The following is a 26155-nucleotide window of genomic DNA, read 5'->3' as shown; positions in this document are numbered from 1 at the left end:
AGGCGGCGACGCCACCGCCAACAATGGCACTTGGATAATGCGGTGGCCGGACCGCTAGCCGTGCCGCCCGGAGCCGACTACCGCACTGCCGAATATTGCGTCCGAATGAGGCGGCGACCGCACCGTCCAAGTCGGCACGTAACCCATCTACGTTGAGCCGAGGCGTCCGGCGAGGGACGTGCTGCACCAAGGGCCGGACGTCCGGTGACCGACTTCTCGCGACCCATCGGCGGACTACGGAACGCGCGTCACTCCGATCGCGGACTCGGTGAGACTGCCCAGGTACAGCGTGCCCTCGTGCTCGACGACGCCGGTGACCATCGCGAAATTCGTGCCCTCGGTCTGCAGGTCGTGCACTACGTTGCCGTCGAAGTCGACCGCCATCACCCAGATCGTCTTCGCCGGCTTCGGCTGCACCCAGTCCGGCAGCGCCCACACGATGCGGCGCAAAATCCCGGGCAGGGGAAGCAGCCGATCCAGGATCGGGTTGCGCGCGCTGGGCAGGGTGATCCAGATCAGCCCGTCGCTGCCGAGACCCAGATTGTCCGGGAAACCGGGCAGGTTCTCGATGAGCAGGTCCCGGGTGCCTGCCTTCGGGCCGGTCAGCCAGTGCCGGGTCAGTCGGTAACCAGCGGTTTCGGCGACCACCACGCACGAACGATCCGGCGCGAGCACCACACCGTTCGCGAATTGCAGCCCGTCGAGCAGCACTTCGACCTTTCCCGACGGGTCGCGCCGGAACAGCCTGCCCGTCCCGGAATGCTCCAGCAGGTCGCCCATGTACTGGTCCAGCGGATACCGGCTGGTCGACGAGGAGAAATAGACGGTCCCGTCCGTGTCGCGAACCACGTTGCTGGCGAAGGGGAGTCGCGCGCCGTCGAACTCGTCGACGAGCACCTCGAGGGTGCCGTCCGGTCGCAATTCGAGCAGGCCACGCTCGAAGTCGCAGATCAGCACGGTGCCGTCCGGGTCGGCGTGCAAGCCCAGCGGTCGCCCGCCGGTGTTCACCAGCAAACGCACCTCGCCGGTCGCCGGGTCGATGCTGTGAATCGCACCGTCACCGGTCCCGGCGAGCAGGCGTCCGTCCGGCGTGCGCACCACATCCTCGGGCCCGGCCGCGGGCAACTCCACTCGCGTCAGCGCGGGAAGAGGTGGGGTGCTGCGTGATTCGCGCGCACGCCGCGAAGCGGGGGGAGGGGTCCAGCGTTGCGGATTCATCGTCGATGCGAGCACGTCTCAGCGTAACGCCGGGGTAGGGAGGTGCTGGCGGAATCGGATCCAAGAGGGGTGTGTGCGGGAGGTAAGTGTGAATACGTGCTGCGCCCAGGGTTTTCGGCAGCCCCGGGGTCGGTCCACCCAACTAACATGGTCATACGTAGATATGCGCATCGACCTATGTATGCGCTCTTTGATCAATCCTGCGGTAGGGAAGTGCGCACGATCAAAAACCGCCTAGACGGGGAGGGCGCCACCCTTCCTGCGGCGACCGCTACGCCCACCGGCGCGATTGCGGGCAACGGCCACGCCCACCGTGCTCACGGCCCGGTCGCGAGCACGGTCGCGTCGTAGCGGTCGCGGCAGATGTCCAGGGACGCACTTGGCCCGAACAGCGGCCCGGCCGCGCGCGGTCGCGCCCGCGGCACCGGTGCGGCGTAGCGGTCGCTGTAGATGTCCGGGGTGCACTCGCCGCGAGCAGTTCGCTGCGGCACCGGCCTACGGCTGGTGGGTGATCGCGTACCAGAGCACGGCGAGGGTGCCGATTACGAAGAGCGGGGACAGGATCCATGTTTCGACCTTGTTCCCGGTGCGCTCGATGATGGGCAGGCTGGTGCGGAGTTCGAACGGCCAGAACAGTCGGCAGCCGCGGTCGGTGAGACAGTCGCCGAGCAGATGGGTCAGGGCGCCGAGGCCGACGCAGAACGGCAACCAGACGGGCTTGTCGGCGATCCAATGGTCCATGGCGAACGTCCCGGCGACGGCGAGGACGACGACGGTGCCCCAGGCCGAGAAGCCGTCGCCCGGCGGGCACAGATGCAGGGCGCGCACGGCCAGGGCGAGCAGGAAGAAGACGAGTCCGAGGGTGAACCAGCGGCCGATCCAGTGCTCGCCGGCCCACGTTCCGTACGTCACGGCGGCCACGAAGGCCAAGGAGTGCGTGGCATGTCGATGTCCGCCGGACACCCACGAAATGATCTTGCAGAGCGTGTAGGAGAGCGGACCGAGCACATGCGCGATGGTCCCGTTGGGGTGATCGGCGTCCGGCAGCAACGCGGCTCCGGCCGTGAGGAAGGTTCCCAGCAGCAGATCGACGGGTCCGAGATGTCCGGCGGCGCCTTGAATCGTGGGGTAGGTCAAGATCGTGACGGGCAGCGTCGCTGCCGCCGCCGACCAGGCCAAAGCGCCACTGGTCGCATGTGAATGTCCAAGCACCGATTGAACGTTAGTTCACCTCACGACTATTCGGCGAATCCCGATTCAGTGATCTTGGTAGACAAGAACATCCAGCTAGGGGAGTCGGGTTGGCCTCGGGCACAAGGGAGTCGAGGGCACACTGCCGCGCGCCTGATGTCAGCTGACCGACATGCGCGCGGGACGACGAGAGGTGCGCGGGAGGGGAGAGGTGGCGTCTGTCGCCCGAGGTCGCGCGGGGGACTACCGCGGCAGCCGTGGGAAAGGCCTAGGGGTCCTGCTGTATCGCCAGATCGCCGTTAGTGACTTCGACCGTATGGACGTCCGAAGTCACTAACGATAGAACAACATGTCGTTACGTCCCTGTGCGCATATCTGCATATAATGCTCTACTCGGCAGCGCAGTAAGAAACCAACAGCCAAAAACGCACAGACAGGAGGGGATCGCCTCTCACGGCCGAGCGTGTGGATCCACGATCCGGTGTAGTGCATGCAGGTCCGATTCGAGTGTGTAGAACACCCGTAGCGCACCGACGAACGCGAACAGCCCGCACACGCACAGCGCCACGATGGAGGCGATGACCGTCTGCTGCTGGGTCGGGTCCAGGAACGCAACGCCCGCCGCGACCCCGAACAACGGCACGGAAGCGGCGATGCCGAGGTAGATCCGGCTGCGTCGAGCGAGCCGGTGCAGCTGTACGGCTTCGCCGGGGGAGCTGTGTCCCGCGGCGACCAATCCGGGGTAGTACCAACGGAGTACGAAGAAGGTCACGGGGAAGTAGGTGTAGACGACCGCGACGGCCGCGGCGACGAGATGCGAAGCGATCAGGTTGATCAGCAGCCCGGGGGAGAGATCGCCGATGTAGTGCAGTTTGACCAGGAAGACGCTGAGCGCGAGTACCCACCCGGTGAACGCGACGGTCGCGATGCGGTCACTGCAGGCGAGGGTGTCCGCGCGGGCTTTGGCGAGGGTCTGGTCGTCGTAGCGTCGGCCGCGCCGCAGCCCCTCGGGAACCAGGAACACCAACCGGCACCAGTACAGCAGCAGCCCGATACCGATCGGGTATCCGATGGCGGCCGTGAGCAGCGCGAGTCGGGTGAGCTCCGCGCGTCCGTCGACGCTGAGTTCGAGGTCGAGCAGCCTGGTGTTGTGTCCTGCCAGGTACATGCCGCCGAGGAGTTGCCCGAGCGCGCTGGACAGCGTGACGACGGGCATCGGCCGCATCCGCAGCCGCCCGCGCAGGCTGTGCGCGGGCGGGTCGATGAGGTCGCGTGCGGTGCGATCCAGCGCGAGGTTCAGTTGTTCGGCGAGTTCGGCGCCGGTGCGGTAGCGGTCGTCGCGGTCGGGGGACAGGCAGGTGAGCAGGGCGTGCCGGAGAATCTGCGGGCAGTCGGCGGGGGCGCTGCTGCGGCGTTCGTCGATGGGACGCCTGCGCAGTTCGATCATCCGGGTGAGTGAGGTGTCGGATTCGCCGATGCCGATCTCGTCGGCGAACGGGAGGCGTCCGGTCAGCAGTTCCCATAGGACAACCGCGAGGGCGTAGAGGTCGCTGCGGGTGTCCAGGTCGGCGGCGGTGGTGGGGATCGCGGGGTGACAGGCCTCGAGTTGTTCGGGCGACATGTACGCCAGCGACCCACCGAAGTACGCCACGGGACTCGCGCCCGGGATGTGCGTGCTGAAGCTGATGTTGAAGTCGGCGAGTTTGGGTTGTCCGTCGACGGTGAGCAGTACGTTGGCGGGTTTGATGTCGCGGTGCAGGACCCCGGCGCGGTTGGCGTAGTCCAGCGCGGTGGCGAGTCGGCTGCCCAGCCAGGCCACGGCCTCGGGCCAGGTCAGGTTCGCGAGTTCGGTTCGGGTGGTGGATGGTTGGGGCGTGAGCACGCCGCCCGAGGTGACCGCGGTGTCGACGGCATCGAGCAGCAGCTGTCCGGTGCGCTGGTCGATCGGGGTGGTGCGGAGCAGGCGCAGGACGCCGAGCAGGGTGCCGCCCGGCACGTACTGCATGTACATCAGCTTGAGGTGTTGTTCCTCGATCTGGCGCTGGTCGAAGACGCGCACGATGTGTTCGTGGTCGAGCTGGGCGAGGGTCTGCGGTTCGCTGCCGCGGTCGCGGGAGATCTTCACGGCGACAAGGCGTTGCATCGATCGTTGCCGGGCGAGGAAGACGCGGGCGAACGCGCCTTGACCGAGTCGGATGAGCAGGTCGAAGTCGTCGATGGTGGCGCCGGGCGCGATGGTGTCGAGTGCGTTGGACGCGGTGGCGTCGGCGAGCAGGGTGGTGCGGAAGTTCTCGCCGGTGTCGAGGCGTTCGGCGATCTGCGCCATCTGGGTGGCGAACTCGTGCTCGTATTCGGTGAGGTCGAGATCGTCGCCGCCGCGGCTGCGCGCGGTGATCTCCTCGTAGATGAGGTCCGGTGGCAGTGGGGCAGTGTCGAGTTCGGGGAATTGGGCCCGGTAGTCGGCGAGTCGTTTGCCGTTGCCGGTTGCTCGCCAGCGGTGTTGGAGGTCGACCTTGATCAGTTCGATCAGGGCGGATCGGCGCAGTCCGGCCTCGGTCGGCAGATGCGCGGCCAAGTCCGGGGGTGCGGCCGCGCCCTCCCAAGCGCTGTCGAATCCAGCGACCAGTTGCGTCAACGCGCTTTGCGTCGCCGTCACCCGGTCGGCACCATAGTGCGTTTCCATGTGGCCCACCCGATCAGAAATGGCTTCCCGAGCCCCCAACAGAGCTTAAACGATCACTCTAATTGGGACCTTCGAATTATCCGGCACTGAAGGTTTCCGGCCATCGGGTCGCCCTGTTACGCAACAAAGTGTTGCGCATTGCGGGGGCTCCCGCTAGTCTCACGTGCAACACAATGTTGCACATCGGAAGGCTCGGACATGGAGTACGGACGTATCGAACGGTCCCTGTACATCGAGGCCACCCCGGAGGTGGTCTACGAGGTCATCAGCAGTCCCGAACATCTGCGCGAGTGGTGGCCCGACGAGGCGTCGCTCGATCCGGTGCCCGGCGCGGTCGGCGAACTCGTGTGGGGGGACCGGAACGCACCGGACGCCTCCGTCGCCCTGCTGACCGTCGTCGACGCGCTACCGCCCAAGCTGTTCTCGTTCCGCTGGGGACACCCGGCAGACCAGGCCGCCGACGCCGGGAACTCGCTGTTCGTCACCTTCGACCTCAGCCCGTCCGGGACAGGCACCACCGTGCACATGACCGAGGTCGGGTTCCGCGAAAGGGGTTGGGAGATCGCGGTACTGGAACGCGAATACAACTCCCACGTCGAAGGCTGGGAGCTGTTCCTGCCACGCCTCGTGACGTACGCCGCGAAGGTCGGTGCGGGCCGATGAGCACCGCCGTCGACGACGATCTGTGGTCCGCGATAGGGGATCCGACCCGGCGTCGCCTGCTCGATCTGCTGCTCGCCGAGGGCGGCGGCACCGCGACCTCGCTCAGTGCGCAGCTGACCGTGACGCGCCAGGCCGTAGCACGCCACCTCGGCGTTCTGGACCGGGTCGGTCTGGTGCACGGCACACCGTCCGGTCGTGAACACCGCTACCACGTCGACGACGCCCAACTAGCCCGCGCGGTCGCCCAACTCGACGCGGTCGGCTCCGCGTGGGATGCCCGGCTGCAGCGCATCAAGAAGATCGCCGAGGCGATTCAACGCACCAAAGAGAAGAAGTGAGAGAGGAACTCCGAAATGGTCGACATTCTGCATCGGGTCGGGATCGAATCACCCCTCGACGACGTCTACACGGCACTGACGACGATCGACGGACTCGCCAACTGGTGGACCACCAACACCCACGGCGACGAAAACGCCGGGGGAGTAATCCGGTTCCGCTTCGGCCCCGAACGCAAGGAAGGGTTCGATATGAAGGTCACCGACCTACAGCCCGCCGAGCGGGTGCAGTGGGAGGTCGTCGACGGCCCCGAGGAGTGGGTGGGCACCGAGGTGTCGTTCACCCTGAAACGCGAAGGTGACTACGCGATCGTGCTGTTCCAGCACCGAGGCTGGCGCGAACCCGTCGAGTTCATGCACCATTGCAGCACCAAATGGGCGCTGTTCCTGATGAGCCTGAAGAGCTACGTCGAAACCGGAACGGGCGCACCGGATCCGCGCGATGTGCGGATCGACAACTGGAACTAGAAGCTACTGGTCCACCGTGAAGATCACAGGCCGTCGGTGCTGCGCGGCCCGGGCGAAGAAGGCGCTGATGTCGACGAGGTTCGACCAGGTGTAGGTGAAGTCGGCTGCGTCGCAGGCCCCGTCGTAGTCGTCGCCGGCATCGAGGCGGGTGCCGCCGAGCACGGCATGGGAGAGTGGGTAGGCGCCGTAGCTGGCCGTGGGAGAGTGCGGTCAGTGACTTGCTACGGGTCGGCTGGATCCGTATTACTTGACATAATGTTGATTATCGGCGCAGAAACGGACGTGCTGGAAGAGGTCCTCCGTTGGGCGTATGTCGTTGGCGTCGACGGTGTTTCATGCACCGACCCCGATCGTCCGGGCTTCCCGGGTCTGGCCCCTGGCGTCATGCGCGACGTCGGTTAGGTCGGCGTTCCCCCGGATTCGCCTAGGGTCGATGTAAATATTCCTGCCGTTTGGCGATTTGGCCGTAAAGTCGCTCGACGATTGTCTCGCCTGCGATTTGGGCCTTGAAGTCCTGAGGCGCTGCAGCCGGGATTGGGATATTCGAGCTTCTCCCCTGAGTCCACTCACCTACCTTTAAAACGTCACTGTGACGTTTTAAAGGTAGGTGAGTGGACGTATCTTGTTGTGCGGCATGCACTCTGACGGCTTCGGGCTCTCATCGCCACGGCATCACTCGGCCCGGTGTGCGGCTCGGCCATACTGCAACGCGCAGGTGTATGCGGGTATCAGAGCTGATGGTGTGGCCGTAAAGTCCTGAGGCGGGCTCTGGCGGGACGACTCCCGTTTGCTGCGGCCATAGGCCGAGGGTCCGCCGCCGCACTGCCTCGTGATCAACAATCCGACGCCGAAGGCGCAACGCGGTGACCGGGAACTGAACCGCGCGGGTGGGCAGCTGCTCACCAAGTCGGCGGCTCGGCTGCGGTGTGCCGTCATTGCGTGGTGGTCAACTGGCCGGTACGGCGCGCCGAGGACTCTCGCCCGAAAAGCGCCCGCTCTATGCAATTTTCGACACTCGGTACCCAGTCGTCATAGTTCCGGCCGTGTGTTCTATCGCGGTGCGCTGCGGATGATTGGTCTTCTGTGGGCAGTCCATCAGTTCGTGACTGGCTCTGTTTTGGGTGGCCAGTTGTCGGCGATGCTGGGTCGGTGTTGATTCGGCGGTTGGTTGCGTTGTATGTCGGGCTGTGGCTGTACGGGTTCTCGATGGCGGTGATGGTGCGGGCCGGGCTCGGGCTGGATCCGTGGGATGTGTTCCATCAGGGTGTGGCGGGTCATGTGCCGCTCAGTTTCGGTGCGGTGACGGCGATTACCGGTATTGCGGTGCTGCTGGCTTGGATTCCGTTGCGGCAGCGGCCCGGCCTGGGCACGGTGAGCAATGTGGTGGTGATCGCCGTGTCGGTGGATGTGGGCCTGTGGCTGCTGCCGGCGTGGGAGGCGATTCCGGCGCGGGTGGTGGCGATGGGTGCCGCGGTAGTGCTGAACGCGATCGCGACGGTGCTCTACATCGGCGCGGGCATGGGGCCTGGACCGCGTGATGGCTTGATGACTGGACTGGTCCGCCGGACGGGCGTTTCGGTCTGGGTGGTGCGGACTTCCATCGAGGTGACGGTGCTGTCGATCGGCTGGATTCTGGGCGGCAGTGTCGGGATCGGCACGGTGGTGTACGCGTTCGGTATCGGCCCGCTGATCCAACTGATGATTCCGACCGCGAACCGTTTCCTGCCCGGGTTCGAACCCCAGCCCGCCGCCGAACCCGCACCGGTTGTTCCGGCTTGAACCGTTTCGCTTGAGAGTCGTGCCGGGTCACTTTTGGCCGTCGACGATGACGCTCGCCCGAGTCGTTGATCATGTTCCGTGCGCGTGTCTCCGCGAGCGGTCGACTCCCCTGCCGTCTTTTCCGCAACCCTCTAAACCGATCGAGAAACGTCACTGTGACGATAACTGGAGTCAGGCTGCCCTGGTCGGAGACGCAACGACTCCGTGTTGTGCACCCGGCGGAGGGGTCGTGTGCGCGGAACCGAGTTGTCCTACCGCGAACTCGACCGGACTTCGGCCCACCGATTCTCGGCCGCTAGTCCCACAGCATCCACCCGGCGGAGCGCCAGTCGTGTCCACTCGCCCCCTCAACTGGCCAACGGATCGTCCTGCACCACGTCTCGCGACGGCCGCCACCGCAACAACCGAATAATGCCGACCAGCGCGATCACGAGGAGGCTGTGCAGCACCCACAGTGCGATCCATGGCCGCAGGAAGCCGACTTCGGTGTACTGTCCTCGCTCGCCGACGCAGTACATCGAATAGTTCGTGCTCTGTCCTTCGGAGTCGTGGTAGGTGTCGGAGACGACGATCGGTTCGGTGAACGGTTCGGCGCAGAACAGCGGCGCGGTGAGTTCTGCTTCGCCGGGCCAGATGGCAATGGGCAGAACGCATCCCAGTATCGCGGTGCCGGTGAGGATGGCGGCGAGGGTGGCGAGGATTTTCGGGGCGCGTCGTGGGATGTGGTCTTCGGGGTGTGCGTCGCTCATGCCTGTCGCATTCGTAGCATGTTTCCGGCCTGGTCGAATTGGGCGATCATGGTGGTGCGGGCCGAGGCGACGTTGACGGTCATGATGATCTCGGTGCCGATGCGGTTGACCACGATGGCCGAGACGTAGCCGCCGTCGACCTGGGTTCGGGTGACCGCGGTGTCGATGATCTGCTCGAGGGCGCGCAGGCCGGAAACGTCTCGGACGGCGAAGGATTCGGCGTCGAGGTCGTCGAGGGCGGAGACGTGCACGGGGTCGGGTCCGTGCAGGGCGCCGTTGGCGTAGGTGTAGTCGTCCTGCTGGTCGGGGTGGCCGGGGACGCGGATGCGTAAGCGCACGGCGGTGTCTTGGCCCGCGAGGTTGTGGTGGTCGTTGAAGTAGCGGCTGACCTGGGGTGGTTGGTCGATTGTGGTGAGCCGGAATTGGCTGGAGTCGGGGGTGGTGAACAGGATGACGGAGGCTTGGAGGTCGTCGACGCCGAGGCGTCGGTGCAGGGCGTCGAAGGCGGCGGCGGGCAGGGCCGAGACGAGTCCGCCGCCGCGGGTGCGCAGGGTGCGTTCGAAGTCGGCGCGGTCGACGGCGCCGATGCAGCCGGTGGTGGTGGCGGCGATCAGGAGCGCTCCGAGTGCGGCCGGCAGGCGGGAGCGGCGCGTTGGCATGGTCTGCATCGTATAGCGCTGGGGTTGCTCGGGATTGATGTTAGGTTGCAGCTGGGCTGGACGACCGTCCAGCACGGTGTGATTCGGGTCGGGGCGGTCTGGAGGCGTGGTGCGCGGTACAGCGCGGAGGGTATTGGCGTGTGCGGCTGTGGGAATGGTCGTGCCGCTCGGTAGCGGGCCGGTCGCGTCGGCGACGCCGGCGTTCGGAGAGTATGTGGCGTTGGGTGATTCGTGGGCGGCGGACGCGTCGTTGAGTCAGCCGACCGACGAGTTCGTGCCGCTGGGTTGCGGGCAGAGTCGGCGCAGTTATGCCAAGCAGGTGGCGGCTGCGTTGTCGGTGCCGGTGTTCCGGGACGCGACGTGTGGCGCGGCCAAGACGACGAATATGACGGCGGCGCAGAGTGTTCCGCTGGGCGTCAATCCCCCGCAGTTCGATCGGCTGAGCGCGTCGACGGATCTGGTGACGCTCGGCATCGGCGGCAACGACGCGGGTTTGGCGGCGACGGTGCAGAACTGTCTGACCTCCGATCCGGCGGTGTCGCCGTGCCTGGATTCGCTGGTCTCCGGCGGGGTGGACGAGATGTCGGTGAACATCGAGGCGGCTGAGCGAGCCGTGACGGGTGCGGTGGAAGGAATCCGGGCGCGTGCGCCGCGGGCGCGGATTCTGCTGCTGGACTACTTCGCGGGCGTGCGGACCGGTGCGGGGTGTTTTCCGCTGGTGCCGATCTCGGATGGGGATGCGGATTGGCTGGGCCGCAAGCTGATCGAGTTGAATGCGATGCTGGCGCGGGTGGCGCGGGCGACGAAGGTCGAGTTGGTGGACACCTACAGCACCAGTGCCGGCCACGATGCGTGCCAGCCGCCCGGTACCCGCTGGGTGGAGGGGCTGATCCCGCTCTCGACCGATCCGCCGGGGCTCGCGGTGCCGTTCCATCCCAATCAGCTCGGCGCCGATCATCAGGCGCGCAGCGTGCTCGCGGCCTTGGTCGATTGATCACCAGGTAATGGTGGCGGCATCGGCCGAGAGCCCGCCGCCACCATTACCTGGTGATCGCCTGTCCAGGATCCTCCCGCAGAACGTAGAGCCGCCTACGGTTGGTTGATAGCCTGTGGGGAACCGGCAGAAGGTGAAAACCGATGGGTGCTACCACGATCGCGCGGCAGTGCACGCTGTGCGAGGCGCATTGCGGAATTCTGGTCACCACCGAGAACGAGCGGGTGATCCGGATCGAGGGCAATCCCGACGATGTGCTGTCCCAGGGGTATATCTGCCCGAAGGCCACCGCGATGGGCGGGCTGCATCACGACCCCGATCGGCTGCGGACGCCGGTGAAACGGGTGGGTTCGCGTTTCGAGCCGATCGGGTGGGACGAGGCGTTCCGCGAGATCGGGCAGCGATTGCGCGCGGTGCGGCACGAGTACGGGCCCAGCGCGATCGGTATGTACCTGGGTAATCCGGCCGCGCACAGTTCCTCGGTGATCTACGGCGCGCTGCTGCGTGCGGTGCTGCTGACCAGGAATTTCTATTCGGCGTCCTCGATCGACCAGTTCCCGCAGGAGTTCGTGGCGTGGCGGATGTTCGGGTCGAATGTGCTGATGCCCGTGGTCGATATCGATCGGACGGATCGGCTGGTCATCCTCGGGGCCAATCCCGCTGTGTCCAACGGGTCGATCACCACCATGCCCAACGCGAAGCAGCGGATCAGGGACGTGCGCCGGCGCGGGGGTCAGGTGGTGGTCATCGATCCGCGGCGAACCGAGACCGCGCGCCTGGCCGACCAGCACGTGCCGATCAGTCCCGGCGGGGACGTGTACCTGCTGCTGGCGATGCTGCACGTGCTGGTGACCGAGAACCTGTGCGACGAGCAGGCGATTCGCGCCCAGTGCACCGGATGGGACGAGTTGCGTGCGCTGGTCGGCGCGGCGTCGCCGGAGCTGCTGGCACCGCACGCCGGGGTGGACGCCGACGTCATCCGTGAACTGGCGCGTGCGCACGCGGCCGCGAGTTCGGCGGTGCTGTACGCGCGGATCGGGGTCTGTCAGCAGGTGACGGGCACGCTCACGCACTGGCTGGTGAACGCGATCAACGCGGTGACCGGGAACCTGGACCGGGCAGGTGGGCAGATGTTCGCCAAGCCGCCGATCGATGCGGCGCGGTTCGCGAAGTATCTGCCGATGGGTTACGGGGCGTGGACCGACCGCTCCGGCACCTACAAGTCGTTCCGCACGGAGTTGCCCGTCGCGGCGCTGGCCGACGAAATCCTCACCGAGGGCCGCGGGCGGATTCGCGCGATGATCACCTACGCGGGCAATCCGGTGCTGTCGACGCCGCAGCGCGGCCGGTTGGGTGCGGCGCTGGATTCGCTGGATTTCTATGTCGCCGTGGACATGTACGTGACCGAGACGACCAAGCACGCCGACATCATCCTGCCGCCGATCTCGCCGCTGGAACGTGAGGACGTCAACATCCTGTTTCCGGTGTTCAGTGTGCGCAACAACCTGCGTTACGACGCGCGGGTGTTCGAGCCGCCCGCCGCGGGGTTGGAAGATTGGCAGATCTTGGCGCGGATGATCACCGAGTTGGTGCCCTTGCCCGCGCGCCGGTTCACGGGGCGGGTGCTCAACGGTGTACTGGGGCAGGTCAGTCCGTTGCGGATCGCGACCGTCGGAGTCGCGACGGGACCGTACGGGGTGGTGCGGCGCGGGCGCAAAGGGTTGAGCGTCGCGAAGGCGCGGGCGGCGGCAGGCGGGATCGATCTGGGTCCGTTGACGCCGCGGTTGCGTACGTTGATCGGGACCAAGGATCGCAAGGTGCGGTTGGCGCCCACCGATTTCGTCGCCGCGGCACAAAAGGTGCTGATCAACGCGCAACGTGGCCACTCGCTCACCACTCCCGCCGACGGCTACGACCTCAAGCTGATCGGGCGCAGGCATCTGCGCAGCAACAACTCCTGGCTGCACAACGTCCCCGCGATGGTGAAGGGCCGCGACCGCTGCACCGCGCTCATGCACCCCGACGACGCGACCGCCCGCGGGCTCACCGACGGCGCGCCGGTCACCGTCAGCTCACCCACCGGTTCGATCGTGGTCCCGCTCGAGGTCAGCGACGATATCCGCGCCGGCACGATCGCCATCCCGCACGGCTGGGGGCACGGTGAACCCGGCGTCGGCTGGACGGTAGCGGCGTCCTCCCCCGGCGCCAACGTGAACCTCCTGCACGACCCCACCCTCACCGACCCCTTCTCCGGAACCTCCGCCGTCAACAACACCTGGGTCACCGTCACCGCCGCAACCCCGTCCCCGGTCGCCGCCGCATCGGTGGACGTCGCGTCGACTGTGTGATCCGGGTCAGGGTTGCCACAGTAACCGGCATCGGTGTCTCGATTCTGGGCCGGGCTCTCGGTGGCGCTCGTTCGCGGCGGGCGGGACCGCCTGGCTCTACCGGCACCCCGCGACCTGAAGCGGGGCCGACGGCACCGCGAACGAGATGGTCGACAGGCACTCGACCTCTTGCGATTGTTGCTCCCTGTGACCTCGACTCGATACTCGTGCCGTCGCTCGTCAACGGCCTGTAAAGCAGCCGAGCAGTGCGCGTTCGGGTTCTTTGCCAAACCTGTTGGCGAACCACAGCGGCCACTGTTACCTTTCCGGAGGCCGTGCAAGAGACCGAGGAGGTGGTACCAGTGAACGCAGTATCGACACGGGTGCTCCCCTTGTGGGTCATGGTCGGGCGGTAGGCCGCCCGGGAGCGCCGTTCCCCAGCACTCCCGAAAGGCACTATCGTGCAATTCAATTCCGAAAACCGCTGCGGCGACGACAACGTTCTCGAGCGCGATGTCAGTGCCGGTGACGTCTCCGGCCGTCGGTCGCCGTCCCCCGACACCGATCGCACGCCCCCCTCGTTCGACGTGATCATCGCCGGATGCGGACCAACTGGTGCGATGCTGGCCGCCGAACTGCGTCTACACGGTGTGCGGGTACTCGTTCTGGAGAAGGAAACCGAGCCTGCGTCGTTCGTGCGCATAGTCAGCCTGCACATGCGCAGTCTCGAGCTGATGGCGATGCGCGGTCTGCTGGATCGCATTCTCGAACACGGAAGGCGGCGTCCGGTCGGCGGCATCTTCGCCGCGATTCCCAAGCCTGCGCCCGACGGCCTGGATTCCGCGTACGCGTATCTGCTGGGCATCCAGCAGCCGGTCATCGTTCGCCTGCTCGAAGAACACGCGATCACGCTGGGCGCGCAGGTCCGGCGCGGTTGCGCGGTGGCCGGTTTCGAGCAGGACGATGACGGCGTGACCGTCGAGCCGGCCGACGGTGTGCCGCTGCGTGCGCGTTACCTCGTCGGCTGTGACGGCGCGCGCAGCGCGGTGCGCAAACTGCTAGGCGTCGGCTTCCCCGGCGAGCCCGCACAGAACGACACGCTGATGGGCGAGATGGAAGTGGATGTGCCGCAGCAGGAGATCGCCGCCAGGGCAGCCGAGATCTACCGAACCAACAAGCGATTCAGTCTCCGGCCCGTGGGCGATCGGACCTACAGCGTTGTCGTCCCCGCTGCGGGCGTCAGTGATCCCGCGGAACCGCCCACCCTCGAGGACTTCAAACAACAGCTGCGCGCCATCGCCGGAACCGATTTCGGCGTGCACTCCCCGCGCGGGTTGTCCCGCTTCGGCGATGCCACTCGGCTGGCCGAGAGCTATCGGGTCGGGCGTGTGCTGCTGGCCGGCGATGCTGCGCACATCCATCCGCCTGCCGGTGGTCAGGGCCTGAACCTGGGCATTCAGGACGCGTTCAACCTGGGCTGGAAACTGGCCGCACAGATCCGCGGCTGGGCGCCGGAAACACTGCTGGACACCTACCATGCTGAACGTCATCCGGTCGCCGAGGACGTGCTGGACAACACTCGCGCCCAGATGGAACTGCACGCCACAGAACCAGGCCCGCAGGCGGTGCGCAGGCTGCTCACCGAATTGATGGACTTCGATGAGGTGAACCGCTATCTGATCGAGAAGATCACCGCGACCGGCATACGCTACGACTTCGGCGAGGGCCCCGACCTGCTCGGCCGCCGCCTGGCCGACATCGACCTGAAACAGGGCAGCCTCTACAGTCTGCTGCACCGCGGCCGCGGCCTGCTGCTGGACCGCACCGAACGCCTGACCGTCGGCGGTTGGTCGAACCGGGTCGACTACCTCGCAGATCCCGTTGCGGCACTGGATGTTCCGTGCATCCTGCTACGCCCCGACGGCCATGTCGCCTGGTTCGGAGACGATCAGCAGGAGCTGGACGACTGTCTGTCGCGCTGGTTCGGCGAACCTGCCACTGAGTTCACATCCGGGCAGCCGACTGCCCGCGAGGAGGATCGAACGGGCGGGTAGGAACTGACCATCGGAAGGCAGCCGGCCGGCTCGGCCGCTCCCGTGAGCGCCTGGTCGAGCTGTCCGACGCGCTGTAGGCGCGCGGCGTGGATCTGGTGGTCCTCGACCAGGGAATCGGCACTTCCACCGCAGTCGACGGCAAGCACCGCTACACCTTCGACTGCTGCGCCCGCGCGTGAAAGGCGCTGTGGGGCAGTTCAATTGACGGTCAGGACCGTTACTCGGTAGCCGAGGCGGATTTCGCGGCCGATGTGGGCGGCGCCGCTGAGGTAGAGCCAGCGGTCGGTGCCGCCGCGGGGGTCGGGGGCGTAGGCGGCTTGGACGTATTCGACGCCGAACGGGAAGTTGCCGGAGGTGGAGGTGGCGATGCCGGTCATCAGGTGCGCTTCGGCGAGCAGTCGCGGTTCCGGGGTGCCCTCGGATAGGGCGGTCGCGGTCGGGACGAAGAAGCCGAACTGTTCGGGCGGCGCACCGGAGCCCTGCACGAGCATGCCGGTGACGAACAATCGCGCTATTCCGGTGTGTACCAGGCATTCCGGGGTCAACGGCAAGGGTGGAGTCGGCCGCAGCTCGAGTTGGAACGCCATGCGCCGAACTCTACGGTCACCACCGTTCCCTGTCCCCGCGACGACATCACCGTCACATCGCGATCAGCACACGAAGAAACAACCGCACCACTTCCCGGGATCCCTCAGGGCTACGTCAAGTCCGACGCGCGCGTGTTGGTCTATTGATCAGGAGGCAATGGTGGCGTTGCCCTCTAGGCCGATGCCGCCACCAATTCCTCCTGATCACCTGACCACGCGCTATGCTGCGCTGCCTGCCCGGATGCAGGACTTTGCGACCGCCTGAACGGGCACGGCGCGCGGGTAACCGAGCATGGCGAAATGGGCAGCCGTTGGAATGGCGCGATAAACCGCACGCGGGGTGCTGGCCGCGGTCCGATGCCAGGCGGGCCGCACCGACCGTAGGTGTGGCGCGCCTGGCATCAGCTGTGGGGGCGGGCCGCGACGACTGCGGCCGTCGTCAACTACGGGGGCGGGCCGCGACGAGTAGGTCGTGTAGTTCCTGGACGATGTCGTCGAGGGGGGTCAGGGTGCGGCGGGCTCGGCTCAGGGCGATCGCGCCTTCGAACGAGGTGACGGTGAGGGTGGCGAGGCGGGCGGCGCGCGCCGGCGCGATGCCGTCGCGGACGAGCATGCCGGCCAGGGCGCGTTGCCAGCGGTCGAAGGAGTCGGCGGCGGCGCGCGCGAATTCGGGGGCTTCGTCGTTGGTTTCGACGGCGACCGCGAACACCGGGCAGCCGGCCCGGAAGTCGCTGTCGAGCAGGGTGCGCCGCCACATGTCGGCGAACTGTTCGAGGGCGGAGGTGGGATCGTGTTCGAGGGTGAGGCGTTCGATGTACTCGGACATGAACGTGCCCGCCGCCACCACCGCGTCGTTGATCAGCTCGGTGCGTCCGCCGGGAAAATGGTGATACACCGATCCGCGCGGCGCGCCCGTGCTGGCGAGCACCCGATCCACACTCGTCGCGCTGGCCCCGCGTACCCGCAGCGAGTCGATCGCCCCTTCGACCATCCGGCGTCGTGCATCCCCCGGACGCGGACGGACGGAACCTTCACCTCGAGCTCGGCGTGTCGCTGCCATACCGCCATGTTATGGGATGTGCCATAAACCCGGCACATCCCCAGCCCCCAGACACATGCACAGCGCGTTCCGCTGGACGCACGAGGTGTGCTCCGCAGCGAGCCCCGATCAGCCACAGGTGCTGAGGTCGGCAGTGCGGCCCGCCCCGACGGCACTGCCTGCGCCGCTACCTCCAGTGGCCGGCGCTGCGGGCCCGCGTGTCATACCGGCACCTCGGGCCCGTGCCACACTGTCGTGCCCCGGTGCGTAGCGGGGCGGACCTGTGGCGAGACACTGCCTCGATCAGGCGGGACGTTGTGCGGGACAAGAAGTGCTCGCCCGCGACCCTGAATCAGGCGTGGTAGGCGCGTCGGCTGCAGTGGTGATCGTCGCGCGGCGACTGCGCCTCGGCCAGGGCTGCAAGTGCTCCGCCGGACACACGGGTCTGCCTTCACACAGAACAGCTCTGACAGGCACTGCCTGCCGCATTGCATCCAGTGCTCGACGCGTGGGTACGACTGACACCGCGCCCGCCGGCCAGGGATCGCGCTGCCGGAACATCCCGGCGCCCGCTTGCATACGCGTCGGCGAATCCCGCCCGGATCGCCTACTTCGTGGCGTGGGTGTGGAAGTCGAGGAAGGCGTTGAGGGTGTCGGTGGGGGCTTCCAGTTGCGGGTAGTGGCCGACCTCGAGTTCGACGATGTCGGGGTTGGGGATGAGTTCGCGATAGCGGCGCGCCATGTGGGCGCCGGAGACGGGGTCGAGCAGGCCGTCGATGAGCCGGATCGGGGCCTGGGTGTCGCGCAGTGCGCCGACCCAGCGCTCCCGGTACTTGCGCCGCTCGCCCATGTAGCGGATCAGCTTGTGCCCGTTGCGTTTACCGTGCCGGCTACACCACAGCAGCCAGAACTGGTTCATTTCTTCTTCGCTGGGCCGGGTGTCGGGGCCGAACACCGCGGCCAGGCTGGCGGTGAAGACGCGTTCGGTGCCGAAGATCCCGGCCAGCGGTCCGAGTGGTCCGGCGAGCAGGCGTTGCGCCGGACGGGCCCGGTGCGTTTCGGGGAACAGTCCACCGTTGAGCAGGCACACCGAGGCGATGACCAGTGATTCGTCGCCGGCGGCGCGGCGTTCGGCATCGCGGGCCAGCAACTCCTGGGTGACGGTGTCGCCGTAGTCGTGGGCCAGGATGTGAAAGCGGTCGATCCCCTGCTCCCGGAGCAGGGCTTCGTGCAGATCGGCCTGGTCGGCGATCGTGTAGGTGTACTTGAGCGGTTTGGCCGACCAGCCGAAGCCGATCATGTCCGGTGCGAGCACCCGGGTGAACCGGTCGCACAGTCCAGGCCAGAGCCGATGCCAGTCCCAGGACGCGGTCGGGAAACCGTGGATGCAGAGCAGTGTGCCGTCGGCTCCCGAGCCGCCGTCGCGATAGAAGATCTGGTGGCCGCGGTGGGTGAACCGTCGGCCGTTGGCCCGCCAGAACGCGAATTCCTCCATGCCTACCTCCCTGTCGCCGACAAGCATGGACCCTCGACCGGCCCGGCACAGGAAATCCGTCGACACCGGACACGTCATCTACCGCGGGCGAGGTTGCCGCACATGCGCTCTGCGAGAATGCGACGGTGCATGTCGCGATCGGCTTGGTGGTTCTGGTGGCGTCGGCGGCGGCGCTGGCGGCGCTGGCGCGCCGGTTCGGCTTGTCCGAACCGCTGGTGCTGACGCTGGCCGGGGTGGCGGCGTCGTATCTGCCGTTCGTGCCCGAGATCCATCCCGATCCGGAGATCATCCTGCTGGGTCTGCTGCCGCCGCTGCTGTACACCGCCGCGATCCGGACCTCGCTGGTGGATTTCCGCGCGAACGTGCGGGCGATCGTGTCGCTGTCGGTGGGGCTGGTGCTGTTCACGACGTTCGCGGTCGCGGCGGTGGTGTGGTGGCTGCTGCCGGTGCCGTTCGCGGTGGCGGTGGCCGTCGGTGCGGTGGTCGCGCCGCCGGACGCGGTGGCCGCGACCGCGGTGGCCCGCCGGATCGGGATGCCGCGCCAGATCGTCACCATCCTCGAATCGGAATCGCTGTTCAACGACGCGACCGCGCTGGTCGCGTTGCGGACCGCGATCGCGGCATCGGCGGGCGCGGTCTCGGTGTGGACCGCGGGCGGTGACTTCCTGCTCGCAGCCGGCGGGGGCGCCGCGGTGGGGGTGGCGGTCGCGTATCTGCTCGCGCTGCTGCGCCGCCGGATCAGCGACCCGGTGCTGGACACGACGCTGTCGTTCCTCGCACCCTTCGCCGCCTACCTGCCCGCCGAGGGCATCCACGCCTCCGGGGTGATCGCGGTGGTCACCTGCGGGATGATCCTCGGTCACGGCGCGCCGGTGTGGCAGAGCGCAGCGTCGCGGATCGCCGAGCGCACCAATTGGCGCACCATCCAGTTCATTCTGGAGAGCTCGGTGTTCGTCATCATCGGATTGCAGGTGCGCGCGATCCTGGAAGGGGCGTGGAGCAGCGGGCTCGATCACCGCACCCTGGTGCTCACCGCGGTGGCCGTGCTGATGACGGTGATGCTGGCGCGGCCGCTGTGGATCTTCCCGTGGTCGCTGCTCGTGCGCCGGCTCGGGCGTTCGGGCACTGTGCCGCTGGAACATTCGACGGTCGTGTCCTGGGCGGGCATGCGCGGTGTGGTCACCCTGGCCGCGGTACTGTTGCTGCCCGAGGACACCCCGCAACTGCCGGTGCTGAAGTTGCTGGCCCTGGTGGTCGTCGCGGGCACCCTGCTGATGCAAGGTACTTCGCTGCCATGGCTGGTGCGCCTGATCCGGCTGCGCGGGCCCAGCCGCGCCGAGGACGCGCTGCGCAAGGCGAGCCTGCTCCAGCAAGCCACCTCCGCGGGACTGGCCGCCCTCGACACCGCGATCACCCCCGACACACCGCCGGGGGTCGTGCAGCAACTGCGGGACCGGGTGGCATGGAAGGCCAACGCCGCGTGGGAGCGGCTGGGGCGCGCGGAATCCGAATCGGTCACCCCCACCGCCGAATATCGCCGGCTGCGGTTGGCGATGCTCGCCGCGGAACGCGAAACCGTGCTGCGCGTCCGAGATTCGGGCGGCCTCGACTACGAGATCCTGCAACACGTGCTGGCCCGGCTCGACCTCGAGGAATCGATGATCGACCGCTACGACGAAGCCGACGACGACCGCGTCGAACCCCTCGCCGTCCCGATGGCGGACGGCTGCGCGCATCTACAGGCCGCGCCGCTGGTCATGAACCCCGACGAGCCCGACGAATGCGCCGAATGTCTCGCCGAAGGCCTCAGCTGGGTACATCTGCGAATGTGCCTGGCGTGCGGGCACATCGCGTGCTGCGACTCCTCGGAGGGCAACCACGCGACCAAGCACTACGCCGGCAGCGGACATCCGGTGATGCGCAGCGTGGAACCCGGTGAGGCGTGGCGCTGGTGCTACGTCGACGAGCTGCTGGGTTAGGTGTCAGCGGCGCGCGTGCGAATAGATCAGGCGCGCGTACTCGGTGAGCAGCTTGTCCAGCGAGACGTCCTCGCCGCCCGCGGCGATCTGCTGGTAGCCGATCAGCATCGACATGCCGAGCGAGGTGACGGTGGCGGCGGTCTCCTCGTCACCGACCACACCCATGATCGCCTTGTGTACGGTGCGCCTGCGGGATTCGTCGACCCGCTTGAGCGCCAGATTCACCGATTCGTCGTTGGCGGCCCAGGCGCGGATCGCGGCCTCCGCGGCGTGGTGCAGGCCCGCGGCCAGATCCGACATGGCGCGGATGTCGTCGTCGGGATTGCCCTGGTTGAACTTCAGCGTGCGCAGGATCAGCACCTGCCGGTTCTCCCAGTGCTCGAGCAGCGCGTCCACGAAACCCTGCCAGCTGCCGAAATGGTGGTAGAACGATCCGCTGGTGACACCGAGCCGACGGCACAGCACACCGATGTTGAGACCCTTGAACCCCAGTTCGGCGAGCACCTCCAGAGCGCTGTCGAAGTACTGCTCCTTGGTGACCACACGTGACATGCCAGGCGCCGTTCTGTTCGTTCGGGCAAGGGTGGGAGGACCGAACAGTACCCCATGGCCGGGTCGGCGCGTACGCGGATATCCGAACGACGGAACAGGTCATTTCAGCGACCCGCGGTAGCTGTTACCGTGCGAAATATGTAGTGCGCGTAGGCAATCGGCACATGCAGTCGGATCACGGGACCGCCGAGCACATAACAGAGCGAATGCTCTGTTATGATGAGCGCATGCCCCGCCCCCGGATCCACGACCCCGACGCCGTGCTCGACGCCACGGAGTCGCTGGTGGTGCGCTCGGGTCCGGCCGCGGTCACCACCCGTGCGGTCGCGGCGGCCACCGGGATGTCCAACGGCGCGATCTATCACACCTTCGGTTCGCGCGCGGAACTGCTCGCGCGCACCTGGTTACGCGCCGCGCACCGATTCCAGACCTTGCAAACCGGCCTGGTCGACGCGGCGCTCGACAGCGCGACGCCCGATGCCGCCGAAGCGGTCCTGGCCGCCGCCGAAGCGCCGCTGGTCTTCGCCGGACAGTTCCCGACCTCGGCGCGACTGCTGCTGATCGTCCCCCGCGACGAACTGCTCGGCGACGCCCCCGAAACCGTCGGCGCCGAGCTCGCCGCCACCGACAAGGCGCTGGTGGACCTGCTGATCCGGTTGACCCGTCAGCTTTGGGACCGCCGTGACCGGCACGCCGTCGACGTGCTCACCCTGTGCCTGGTCGACCTGCCCAGCGCGATCCTGCTGCGCCGCGACCGGCTCACCAATCCCATTGCCCGCGAACAACTTCGAGCGGCGGTCCGGGCTGTGCTCGCGATCGGCCCGCCGCCGTCCAGTGCCACCGACCATCCGGTAACCCGCAACAGTTAGGAACCCTCGATGCCGAGCCTGAGCTATCACGACAAGATCGCCGTCCTCGATCTGGGCGACAACGAGAACCGTTTCTCCCCGGAGTTTCTCGACGAGGTGAACGCCCACCTCGACGCCGCCCTCGACGCCGACGCACAAGGGCTGGTCACCACGGCCGGTGGGAAGTTCTACTCCAACGGCCTCGACCTGGACTGGTTGGGCGCCAACAGCGATCGCGGCGACTGGTACGTGGCCCAGGTGCAGGCGCTGTTCACCCGCGTGCTCACCCTGCCCGTGCCGACCGCGGCCGCGCTGCCCGGGCACGCCTTCGGCGCCGGCGCCATGCTCGCCATCGCCCATGACTACCGCGCCATGCGCGCCGACCGCGGCTACTTCTGCTTCCCCGAAGCCGATATCCGCATCCCGTTCACCCCGGGTATGGCCGCGCTCATCCAGGCCAAGCTCACCCCCAAGGCCGCGATCGCCTCGATGACCACCGGCCGCCGCTTCGGCGGCACCGACGCACTCGCCTATGACATCGTCGATGCCACCGCCGCCGAGGGCGCGGTCACCGACGCCGCCCTGGCCATGCTCGCTCCCCTGGGCGGCAAAGATCGCGGCACCCTCACCGCCATCAAGACCACCATGTTCGGCCCCGCCATCACCGCCCTCGCCGCAGGCCGCGCCTGAGCCCGGCACCGGTTCGAGGGTCTCGCGCCCTCGAACCGGATCGGACAGCACGACAACGCCGCCGCGATGAGCCCGCTTGTCCGGTGTGGAACCTCCTGTGCACCACCAGGGCTCGGTACGAACTGGCTGGGTGTGTTGTCGACGGAATCGAGTGCGCACCACGCCGATCTGGGTCACCCCGTCGCCGAAGCTCGAAATCGTTGCCGCCGACCACAATCGGGCGAATCCCGACACGGCGCGCATCGGCACCACGTCAGCCGGGGTTACTCGGGGGCGGGCTGGGCCTCGTCGGCGGATTCGGAGGGTGCGGTGGTGACCACGTCGATCTGCTCACCGATGTAGCGGACCACGACGGCGACGATCGCGGCGACCGGTACGGCAAGGAACGCGCCGACGATCCCGTACAGCGACCCGCCCGCCGTCACCGCGAGCAGCACCACCACCGCATGCAACTGCATGCTGCGACTCTGCAACACCGGTTGCAGCACATTGCCTTCCAGCTGCTGCACCGCGAGCACGATGGCCAGCACGATCAACGCCGTGGTCAACCCGTTGCCGACCAGCGCGACCAGCACGGCCAGCGCACCCGCGACGAACGCGCCCACGATCGGCACGAACCCGCCGATGAACGTGATCACCGCCAGCACCAAAGCCAGCGGCACCCCCAGGATCACCAGACCGGCGCCGATGAACACCGCGTCGATCAAGCTGACCAGCGCCTGCGTGCGAATGAATCCGCCGAGGGTCACCCACACCCGGTTCAGTACCTCTTCGACGTGGCGTCCGCTGCGGCTGCCGAGCACGGCATGCAACCAGGGCAGCAGGCGCGGCCCGTCCTTGACGAAGAAGAACGCCAGCACCAGCACCAGGAACAGCGTGATCAGCGCCGAGGTCGCGGTGCTCACACCGGTGAACACCCCGGTCGCGATCTGCTCGGCGCTCGACTGCAACCGGGACACGATCGCATCGACCGCCGAACTGAGCTGTTCGTCGCGGATGCGCAGCGGCGGGCCCTGCAACCAGTCACGCACCTTGTTCACGCCCGCGGTGGATTTGTCGGCCAGCTCCGGCGCCTGATCCACCACCGAGGGCACGATCAGCGCGACCACACCGGCCAGGGCGGCGATGAAACCGACCACGGTGATCGTGGCCGCCAAGCCGGGCTTCAAACCGTGCTCGACCAGCCAGCGCGTCGGCGGCCACAGCACCGTGGCGACCACGATCGCCAACGCGACCGGCAGGATGACCACCCACAGTTTCCCGATCAGATACAGCAGCACCCAGCTGCCCGCCGCGATCGCGACGATGCACAGCGCCCACTTCGCGAGCCACAGCAGACCCGACCCGATCACCTCACCGCGATCCCTGCCCGGACGCCGACCACGGTCCGCGGGGATCTCCTCCGCCGTTTCCTTCGGCTCACTCATGTCTGCGCCTCACTGCTCCTCGACTCCAGCACCGGTGCGCCTCTGCTCGACGCTCCCCGTCATGCGGCCACCGACCCCGCCGGACGTTGCCGCCCGAACAGTGCCGACGCTCGATCACGGCCACAGTCTCGCACGGCACCACACGTCCGACGCCTCCACAACGCGCCGGAAACCGGTAGGAGCCCGTCACACTCGGCGGTGCTGTGCACGATCGCCGCGCCCGCGGACTCGCCGAAGCGCAGCAGGGCGCCTCGAACTGGTCAAGTGATCACGAGGAACTGGTGGTGGGAGCCTCTCGGCCGATGCCGCCACCAGTTCCTCGTGATCATCTGACCAGCACGCGTGGCACGTCCCCCGCGACGAAACTAGGGCCCGCTCATCGGGATCCGGGGCGGTCGAGGTGGATGCGCCCGGTAGGTTCGGGTGATCGACTTCGAAGGAGGGCCCTTGTCCGCCGCCGCCACCCTGGAACGCCGGGGCCATATCGCCGTCATCACGTTGAATCGTCCCGAGGCGATGAACGCGGTGAACGCCGCGCTGTCCAGCGCCGTCGGCGCCGCACTCGAGGAGCTGGCCACCGACGCGCACCTGCGGGTCGGGGTGATCACCGGCGCCGGACGCGCCTTCTGCGCCGGCGCCGATCTCAAGGAGATCGCGCGCGGCAACGCCATCCACGATCCCGAGCATCCCGAATACGGATTCGCCGGATTGGTCCAGCATTTCGTGGACAAGCCGCTCATCGCCGCCGTCAACGGGTTCGCCCTCGGCGGCGGCACCGAGATCGTGCTGGCCAGCGATCTCGCGGTGATGAGCGAAGACGCCTCGCTCGGGCTTCCCGAGGTGACCCGCGGCTTGATCGCCGCGGCCGGTGGTGTGCTGCGGCTGCCGCGCGCCATCCCGCCCAAGATCGCGCTCGAAATCGCACTCACCGGCAGTCCGGTCGACGCCGCGACCGCCGCGCACTGGGGCCTGGTCAACCGGGTCGTGCCCGCCGGTCAAGTACTGCCCGCCGCACTCGCCCTCGCCGAGACCATCGCCGCCAACGCCCCGCTCTCGGTCCAGGCGACGAAGCGAATCATGCACCGCGTCAACGACTTCGGCTCCGACTGGGACGACCCCATCTGGCAGATGAGCGCCGCCGAAGCCGCCCCGATCTTCACCAGCAAGGACTTCCTCGAAGGGCCCCGCGCTTTCGCCGAGAAGCGGGCTCCCCGATGGACAGGCGAATAGTCCGCGCTCACTGCGCGCGGGGTGCGCTCGTTGCACGTGACCCACGCTCGCCGGGCGCGAGTACGGCGACGGCGGGACTGGCGCGCCGCAGACCGGCGTATCGGCCTTCGCGCTGAACGGTTTTCACCGCCGCCGCTGCGTTCCCTCGCACCAGGACGGACAACGGTCAGATCAGGGTCATCCGCACCGAGCAAGGCTTCCGACAGCGCGGGAAGCAAGCCAGAAAGGTGTCTCGAGGTCGAGGTCGGTCGACACGGCCCCGCAACGATCGGGTCGGCGTTACCCCCGCTGGCGCAGGACCGGTCAGCCGCGCGGGTCCGGTGCGCAACTCATCCGTTGACCCTACGAGGATTCGGCGACCGGGGGTTTGTCGGCGGACAGGTGGGTGTCGAAGAAGGCGAAGATGCGCTGCCAGGCGTCGCGGGAGGCGTCCTCGTTGTAGCCCAGGCCGGTGACGCGCAGGAGCGGGTCGGCCGCGGTCAGATTGGCGAAGGCGTGGGTGACCCCCGGATAGACCTTGATGTCGTGCTCGACACCGAACTCGGTCAGGGTCTGTTCCAGCTTGGCGGGTTTACCGATCAACATCGGATCGCGTTGCCCGAAGCTGGCCACCACCGGGCAGGCGCCGTCGAGCACGGACCGGTAGTCGGCGAACAGCGACGGATAGAACGGCGCCGACGCATCGAACCCCTTGGGCGCCACCAGCAACGCGAACCCGCCGCCCATGCAGAATCCGACGACGGCGGTGCGCCCGGTGCAGTCGGGTTGGGCGACGAGGTGGTCGCGCGCGGCCAGCACGTCGCGCACGGCCGGTCCGTCGCCGGTGGACACCAGCGCGCGGTAGATCGAGCGCACACACCGCACCCGGCCGCGGGAGAACAGATTCGGCGCGACCGCCAGATATCCGTAGTCGGCGAGCATGCGCATCGTCCGCCGCAGATCGGCGCTGAACCCCACCGCATCGTGGATCACCACGACCCCGGGCCACGGGCCCTGTCCCGACGGCCGCGCGATCATCGCCTCCAGCCGTCCATCGGGGGTGGTGAGTTCAATCGTGTCCATGACCACCGAATCTAGGCCAGTGTCTCAGACATGTACAGGGCGGTCTGTCTGTGCACAGGATGGCCAAGTGATCGCCAGGGCGTGGCGGCGTCTATCACGAGCAATGACTTCAGGCGCAAGGGAGTC

General features: G+C 67.5%; 24 protein-coding genes. 11 read left to right on the top strand and 13 right to left on the bottom strand.

Annotated features, from left to right (window positions below; all coding sequences use genetic code 11):
- Positions 1 to 234: 234 nt before the first annotated feature.
- The 4 genes from NVU01S_RS02155 to NVU01S_RS02145 all read right to left on the bottom strand — a co-directional run bounded on the left by NVU01S_RS02155 (position 235) and on the right by NVU01S_RS02145 (position 5092).
- On the bottom strand, positions 235 to 1218 hold the full coding sequence (locus tag NVU01S_RS02155) for an SMP-30/gluconolactonase/LRE family protein (protein ID WP_373864178.1): 984 nt from the start codon (positions 1216 to 1218) through the stop codon (positions 235 to 237).
- A 317-nt stretch (positions 1219 to 1535) separates the two neighbouring features.
- Positions 1536 to 1709: a hypothetical protein gene (locus NVU01S_RS43090; protein WP_156161685.1), complete on the bottom strand. Its 174-nt coding sequence runs from the start codon at positions 1707 to 1709 to the stop codon at positions 1536 to 1538.
- A gap of 4 nt (positions 1710 to 1713) precedes the next feature.
- A complete protein-coding gene (locus NVU01S_RS02150) occupies positions 1714 to 2430 on the bottom strand; it encodes a metal-dependent hydrolase (RefSeq protein WP_043674135.1) in 717 nt (238 codons plus the stop codon).
- A gap of 430 nt (positions 2431 to 2860) precedes the next feature.
- Positions 2861 to 5092 (bottom strand): serine/threonine-protein kinase, encoded by a 2232-nt coding sequence (locus tag NVU01S_RS02145; RefSeq protein ID WP_052280830.1) that lies wholly within the window; start codon positions 5090 to 5092, stop codon positions 2861 to 2863.
- A 198-nt stretch (positions 5093 to 5290) separates the two neighbouring features.
- On the opposite strand from NVU01S_RS02145, the gene NVU01S_RS02140 reads away from it, so the two are divergent.
- The 3 genes from NVU01S_RS02140 to NVU01S_RS02130 are packed head-to-tail and all read left to right on the top strand — an operon-like array spanning position 5291 to position 6558.
- A complete protein-coding gene (locus NVU01S_RS02140) occupies positions 5291 to 5755 on the top strand; it encodes an SRPBCC domain-containing protein (protein WP_043674137.1) in 465 nt (154 codons plus the stop codon).
- The gene (locus NVU01S_RS02135; protein WP_043674139.1) at positions 5752 to 6093 is read left to right on the top strand and encodes an ArsR/SmtB family transcription factor; all 342 of its coding nucleotides are present in this window, start codon (positions 5752 to 5754) and stop codon (positions 6091 to 6093) included. The genes NVU01S_RS02140 and NVU01S_RS02135 overlap by 4 nt, the downstream gene beginning before the upstream one ends.
- Positions 6094 to 6108: 15 nt before the next feature.
- A complete protein-coding gene (locus tag NVU01S_RS02130) occupies positions 6109 to 6558 on the top strand; it encodes an SRPBCC family protein (protein ID WP_043674141.1) in 450 nt (149 codons plus the stop codon).
- A 3-nt stretch (positions 6559 to 6561) separates the two neighbouring features.
- Here NVU01S_RS02130 and NVU01S_RS43085 read toward each other — a convergent pair whose 3' ends face one another.
- Positions 6562 to 6720 carry a hypothetical protein gene (locus tag NVU01S_RS43085; RefSeq protein WP_156161686.1) on the bottom strand — a complete coding sequence of 53 codons (159 nt, stop codon included), beginning with the start codon at positions 6718 to 6720 and terminating at the stop codon, positions 6562 to 6564.
- Positions 6721 to 7707: 987 nt separating this feature from the next.
- Here NVU01S_RS43085 and yczE point away from each other — a divergent pair.
- Entirely contained in the window at positions 7708 to 8337 is a 630-nt protein-coding gene (gene yczE, locus NVU01S_RS02125; protein WP_043674143.1) for a membrane protein YczE, read from the top strand.
- A gap of 347 nt (positions 8338 to 8684) precedes the next feature.
- Here yczE and NVU01S_RS02120 read toward each other — a convergent pair whose 3' ends face one another.
- Together NVU01S_RS02120 and NVU01S_RS02115 are read right to left on the bottom strand one after the other, a co-directional pair.
- Positions 8685 to 9086 carry a hypothetical protein gene (locus tag NVU01S_RS02120; RefSeq protein ID WP_052280831.1) on the bottom strand — a complete coding sequence of 134 codons (402 nt, stop codon included), beginning with the start codon at positions 9084 to 9086 and terminating at the stop codon, positions 8685 to 8687.
- Entirely contained in the window at positions 9083 to 9745 is a 663-nt protein-coding gene (locus tag NVU01S_RS02115) for a hypothetical protein (RefSeq protein WP_156161687.1), read from the bottom strand. Before NVU01S_RS02115 ends, NVU01S_RS02120 begins: the two co-directional genes overlap by 4 nt.
- A gap of 220 nt (positions 9746 to 9965) precedes the next feature.
- On the opposite strand from NVU01S_RS02115, the gene NVU01S_RS02110 reads away from it, so the two are divergent.
- The 3 genes from NVU01S_RS02110 (at position 9966) to NVU01S_RS02100 (ending at position 15120) form a co-directional block, all read left to right on the top strand.
- Complete coding sequence (locus NVU01S_RS02110) at positions 9966 to 10739, top strand: SGNH/GDSL hydrolase family protein (RefSeq protein ID WP_167829407.1); 774 nt, start codon at positions 9966 to 9968, stop codon at positions 10737 to 10739.
- A gap of 143 nt (positions 10740 to 10882) precedes the next feature.
- Positions 10883 to 13087 (top strand): molybdopterin oxidoreductase family protein, encoded by a 2205-nt coding sequence (locus NVU01S_RS02105; RefSeq protein WP_043674148.1) that lies wholly within the window; start codon positions 10883 to 10885, stop codon positions 13085 to 13087.
- 566 nt (positions 13088 to 13653) lie between these two features.
- On the top strand, positions 13654 to 15120 hold the full coding sequence (locus NVU01S_RS02100; protein ID WP_280140787.1) for an FAD-dependent monooxygenase: 1467 nt from the start codon (positions 13654 to 13656) through the stop codon (positions 15118 to 15120).
- A 197-nt stretch (positions 15121 to 15317) separates the two neighbouring features.
- Here NVU01S_RS02100 and NVU01S_RS02095 read toward each other — a convergent pair whose 3' ends face one another.
- From NVU01S_RS02095 to NVU01S_RS02085, 3 genes are all read right to left on the bottom strand, one after another.
- Entirely contained in the window at positions 15318 to 15707 is a 390-nt protein-coding gene (locus NVU01S_RS02095; RefSeq protein ID WP_043674152.1) for a hypothetical protein, read from the bottom strand.
- Between the two features lie 439 nt (positions 15708 to 16146).
- Positions 16147 to 16698, bottom strand: coding sequence for a TetR/AcrR family transcriptional regulator (locus NVU01S_RS02090; protein ID WP_043674153.1), 552 nt, complete (start codon positions 16696 to 16698; stop codon positions 16147 to 16149).
- 655 nt (positions 16699 to 17353) lie between these two features.
- Entirely contained in the window at positions 17354 to 18241 is an 888-nt protein-coding gene (locus NVU01S_RS02085; RefSeq protein ID WP_043674154.1) for an alpha/beta fold hydrolase, read from the bottom strand.
- 125 nt (positions 18242 to 18366) lie between these two features.
- Here NVU01S_RS02085 and NVU01S_RS02080 point away from each other — a divergent pair, with 125 nt between their 5' ends.
- Positions 18367 to 20220, top strand: coding sequence for a Na+/H+ antiporter (locus tag NVU01S_RS02080; RefSeq protein ID WP_043674156.1), 1854 nt, complete (start codon positions 18367 to 18369; stop codon positions 20218 to 20220).
- Between the two features lie 3 nt (positions 20221 to 20223).
- Here NVU01S_RS02080 and NVU01S_RS02075 read toward each other — a convergent pair whose 3' ends face one another.
- Positions 20224 to 20772 carry a TetR/AcrR family transcriptional regulator gene (locus NVU01S_RS02075; protein WP_014984972.1) on the bottom strand — a complete coding sequence of 183 codons (549 nt, stop codon included), beginning with the start codon at positions 20770 to 20772 and terminating at the stop codon, positions 20224 to 20226.
- A 227-nt stretch (positions 20773 to 20999) separates the two neighbouring features.
- Between NVU01S_RS02075 and NVU01S_RS02070 the strand changes: the two genes are divergently transcribed.
- Together NVU01S_RS02070 and NVU01S_RS02065 are read left to right on the top strand one after the other, a co-directional pair.
- Positions 21000 to 21641 (top strand): TetR family transcriptional regulator, encoded by a 642-nt coding sequence (locus tag NVU01S_RS02070; protein WP_043674328.1) that lies wholly within the window; start codon positions 21000 to 21002, stop codon positions 21639 to 21641.
- A gap of 9 nt (positions 21642 to 21650) precedes the next feature.
- Positions 21651 to 22310 carry an enoyl-CoA hydratase-related protein gene (locus NVU01S_RS02065; RefSeq protein ID WP_043674158.1) on the top strand — a complete coding sequence of 220 codons (660 nt, stop codon included), beginning with the start codon at positions 21651 to 21653 and terminating at the stop codon, positions 22308 to 22310.
- A gap of 263 nt (positions 22311 to 22573) precedes the next feature.
- On the opposite strand, the gene NVU01S_RS02060 is transcribed toward NVU01S_RS02065, so the two are convergent.
- On the bottom strand, positions 22574 to 23737 hold the full coding sequence (locus NVU01S_RS02060; RefSeq protein WP_043674159.1) for an AI-2E family transporter: 1164 nt from the start codon (positions 23735 to 23737) through the stop codon (positions 22574 to 22576).
- A 447-nt stretch (positions 23738 to 24184) separates the two neighbouring features.
- Between NVU01S_RS02060 and NVU01S_RS02055 the strand changes: the two genes are divergently transcribed.
- Positions 24185 to 24967, top strand: coding sequence for a crotonase/enoyl-CoA hydratase family protein (locus NVU01S_RS02055; RefSeq protein ID WP_043674331.1), 783 nt, complete (start codon positions 24185 to 24187; stop codon positions 24965 to 24967).
- A gap of 342 nt (positions 24968 to 25309) precedes the next feature.
- On the opposite strand, the gene NVU01S_RS02050 is transcribed toward NVU01S_RS02055, so the two are convergent.
- Positions 25310 to 26029 (bottom strand): dienelactone hydrolase family protein, encoded by a 720-nt coding sequence (locus tag NVU01S_RS02050; RefSeq protein ID WP_043674161.1) that lies wholly within the window; start codon positions 26027 to 26029, stop codon positions 25310 to 25312.
- Positions 26030 to 26155 lie beyond the last annotated feature (126 nt).

Origin of the sequence: Nocardia vulneris (assembly GCF_001613425.1) — a bacterium.
In the GTDB taxonomy this organism is placed as follows: domain Bacteria; phylum Actinomycetota; class Actinomycetes; order Mycobacteriales; family Mycobacteriaceae; genus Nocardia; species Nocardia vulneris.
This window is presented reverse-complemented; position numbering and strand designations above follow the sequence as displayed.

What these genes read in the sequence shown, in the direction of transcription:
- NVU01S_RS02155 (WP_373864178.1), bottom strand. Translation starts at nt 1,218, where the DNA reads ATGAATCCGCAACGCTGGACCCCTCCCCCCGCTTCGCGGCGTGCGCGC.
- NVU01S_RS02145 (WP_052280830.1), bottom strand. Translation starts at nt 5,092, where the DNA reads ATGGAAACGCACTATGGTGCCGACCGGGTGACGGCGACGCAAAGCGCG.
- NVU01S_RS02140 (WP_043674137.1), top strand. Translation starts at nt 5,291, where the DNA reads ATGGAGTACGGACGTATCGAACGGTCCCTGTACATCGAGGCCACCCCG.
- NVU01S_RS02135 (WP_043674139.1), top strand. Translation starts at nt 5,752, where the DNA reads ATGAGCACCGCCGTCGACGACGATCTGTGGTCCGCGATAGGGGATCCG.
- NVU01S_RS02130 (WP_043674141.1), top strand. Translation starts at nt 6,109, where the DNA reads ATGGTCGACATTCTGCATCGGGTCGGGATCGAATCACCCCTCGACGAC.
- NVU01S_RS02120 (WP_052280831.1), bottom strand. Translation starts at nt 9,086, where the DNA reads ATGAGCGACGCACACCCCGAAGACCACATCCCACGACGCGCCCCGAAA.
- NVU01S_RS02115 (WP_156161687.1), bottom strand. Translation starts at nt 9,745, where the DNA reads ATGCCAACGCGCCGCTCCCGCCTGCCGGCCGCACTCGGAGCGCTCCTG.
- NVU01S_RS02105 (WP_043674148.1), top strand. Translation starts at nt 10,883, where the DNA reads ATGGGTGCTACCACGATCGCGCGGCAGTGCACGCTGTGCGAGGCGCAT.
- NVU01S_RS02095 (WP_043674152.1), bottom strand. Translation starts at nt 15,707, where the DNA reads ATGGCGTTCCAACTCGAGCTGCGGCCGACTCCACCCTTGCCGTTGACC.
- NVU01S_RS02090 (WP_043674153.1), bottom strand. Translation starts at nt 16,698, where the DNA reads ATGGTCGAAGGGGCGATCGACTCGCTGCGGGTACGCGGGGCCAGCGCG.
- NVU01S_RS02085 (WP_043674154.1), bottom strand. Translation starts at nt 18,241, where the DNA reads ATGGAGGAATTCGCGTTCTGGCGGGCCAACGGCCGACGGTTCACCCAC.
- NVU01S_RS02075 (WP_014984972.1), bottom strand. Translation starts at nt 20,772, where the DNA reads ATGTCACGTGTGGTCACCAAGGAGCAGTACTTCGACAGCGCTCTGGAG.
- NVU01S_RS02070 (WP_043674328.1), top strand. Translation starts at nt 21,000, where the DNA reads ATGCCCCGCCCCCGGATCCACGACCCCGACGCCGTGCTCGACGCCACG.
- NVU01S_RS02065 (WP_043674158.1), top strand. Translation starts at nt 21,651, where the DNA reads ATGCCGAGCCTGAGCTATCACGACAAGATCGCCGTCCTCGATCTGGGC.
- NVU01S_RS02060 (WP_043674159.1), bottom strand. Translation starts at nt 23,737, where the DNA reads ATGAGTGAGCCGAAGGAAACGGCGGAGGAGATCCCCGCGGACCGTGGT.
- NVU01S_RS02050 (WP_043674161.1), bottom strand. Translation starts at nt 26,029, where the DNA reads ATGGACACGATTGAACTCACCACCCCCGATGGACGGCTGGAGGCGATG.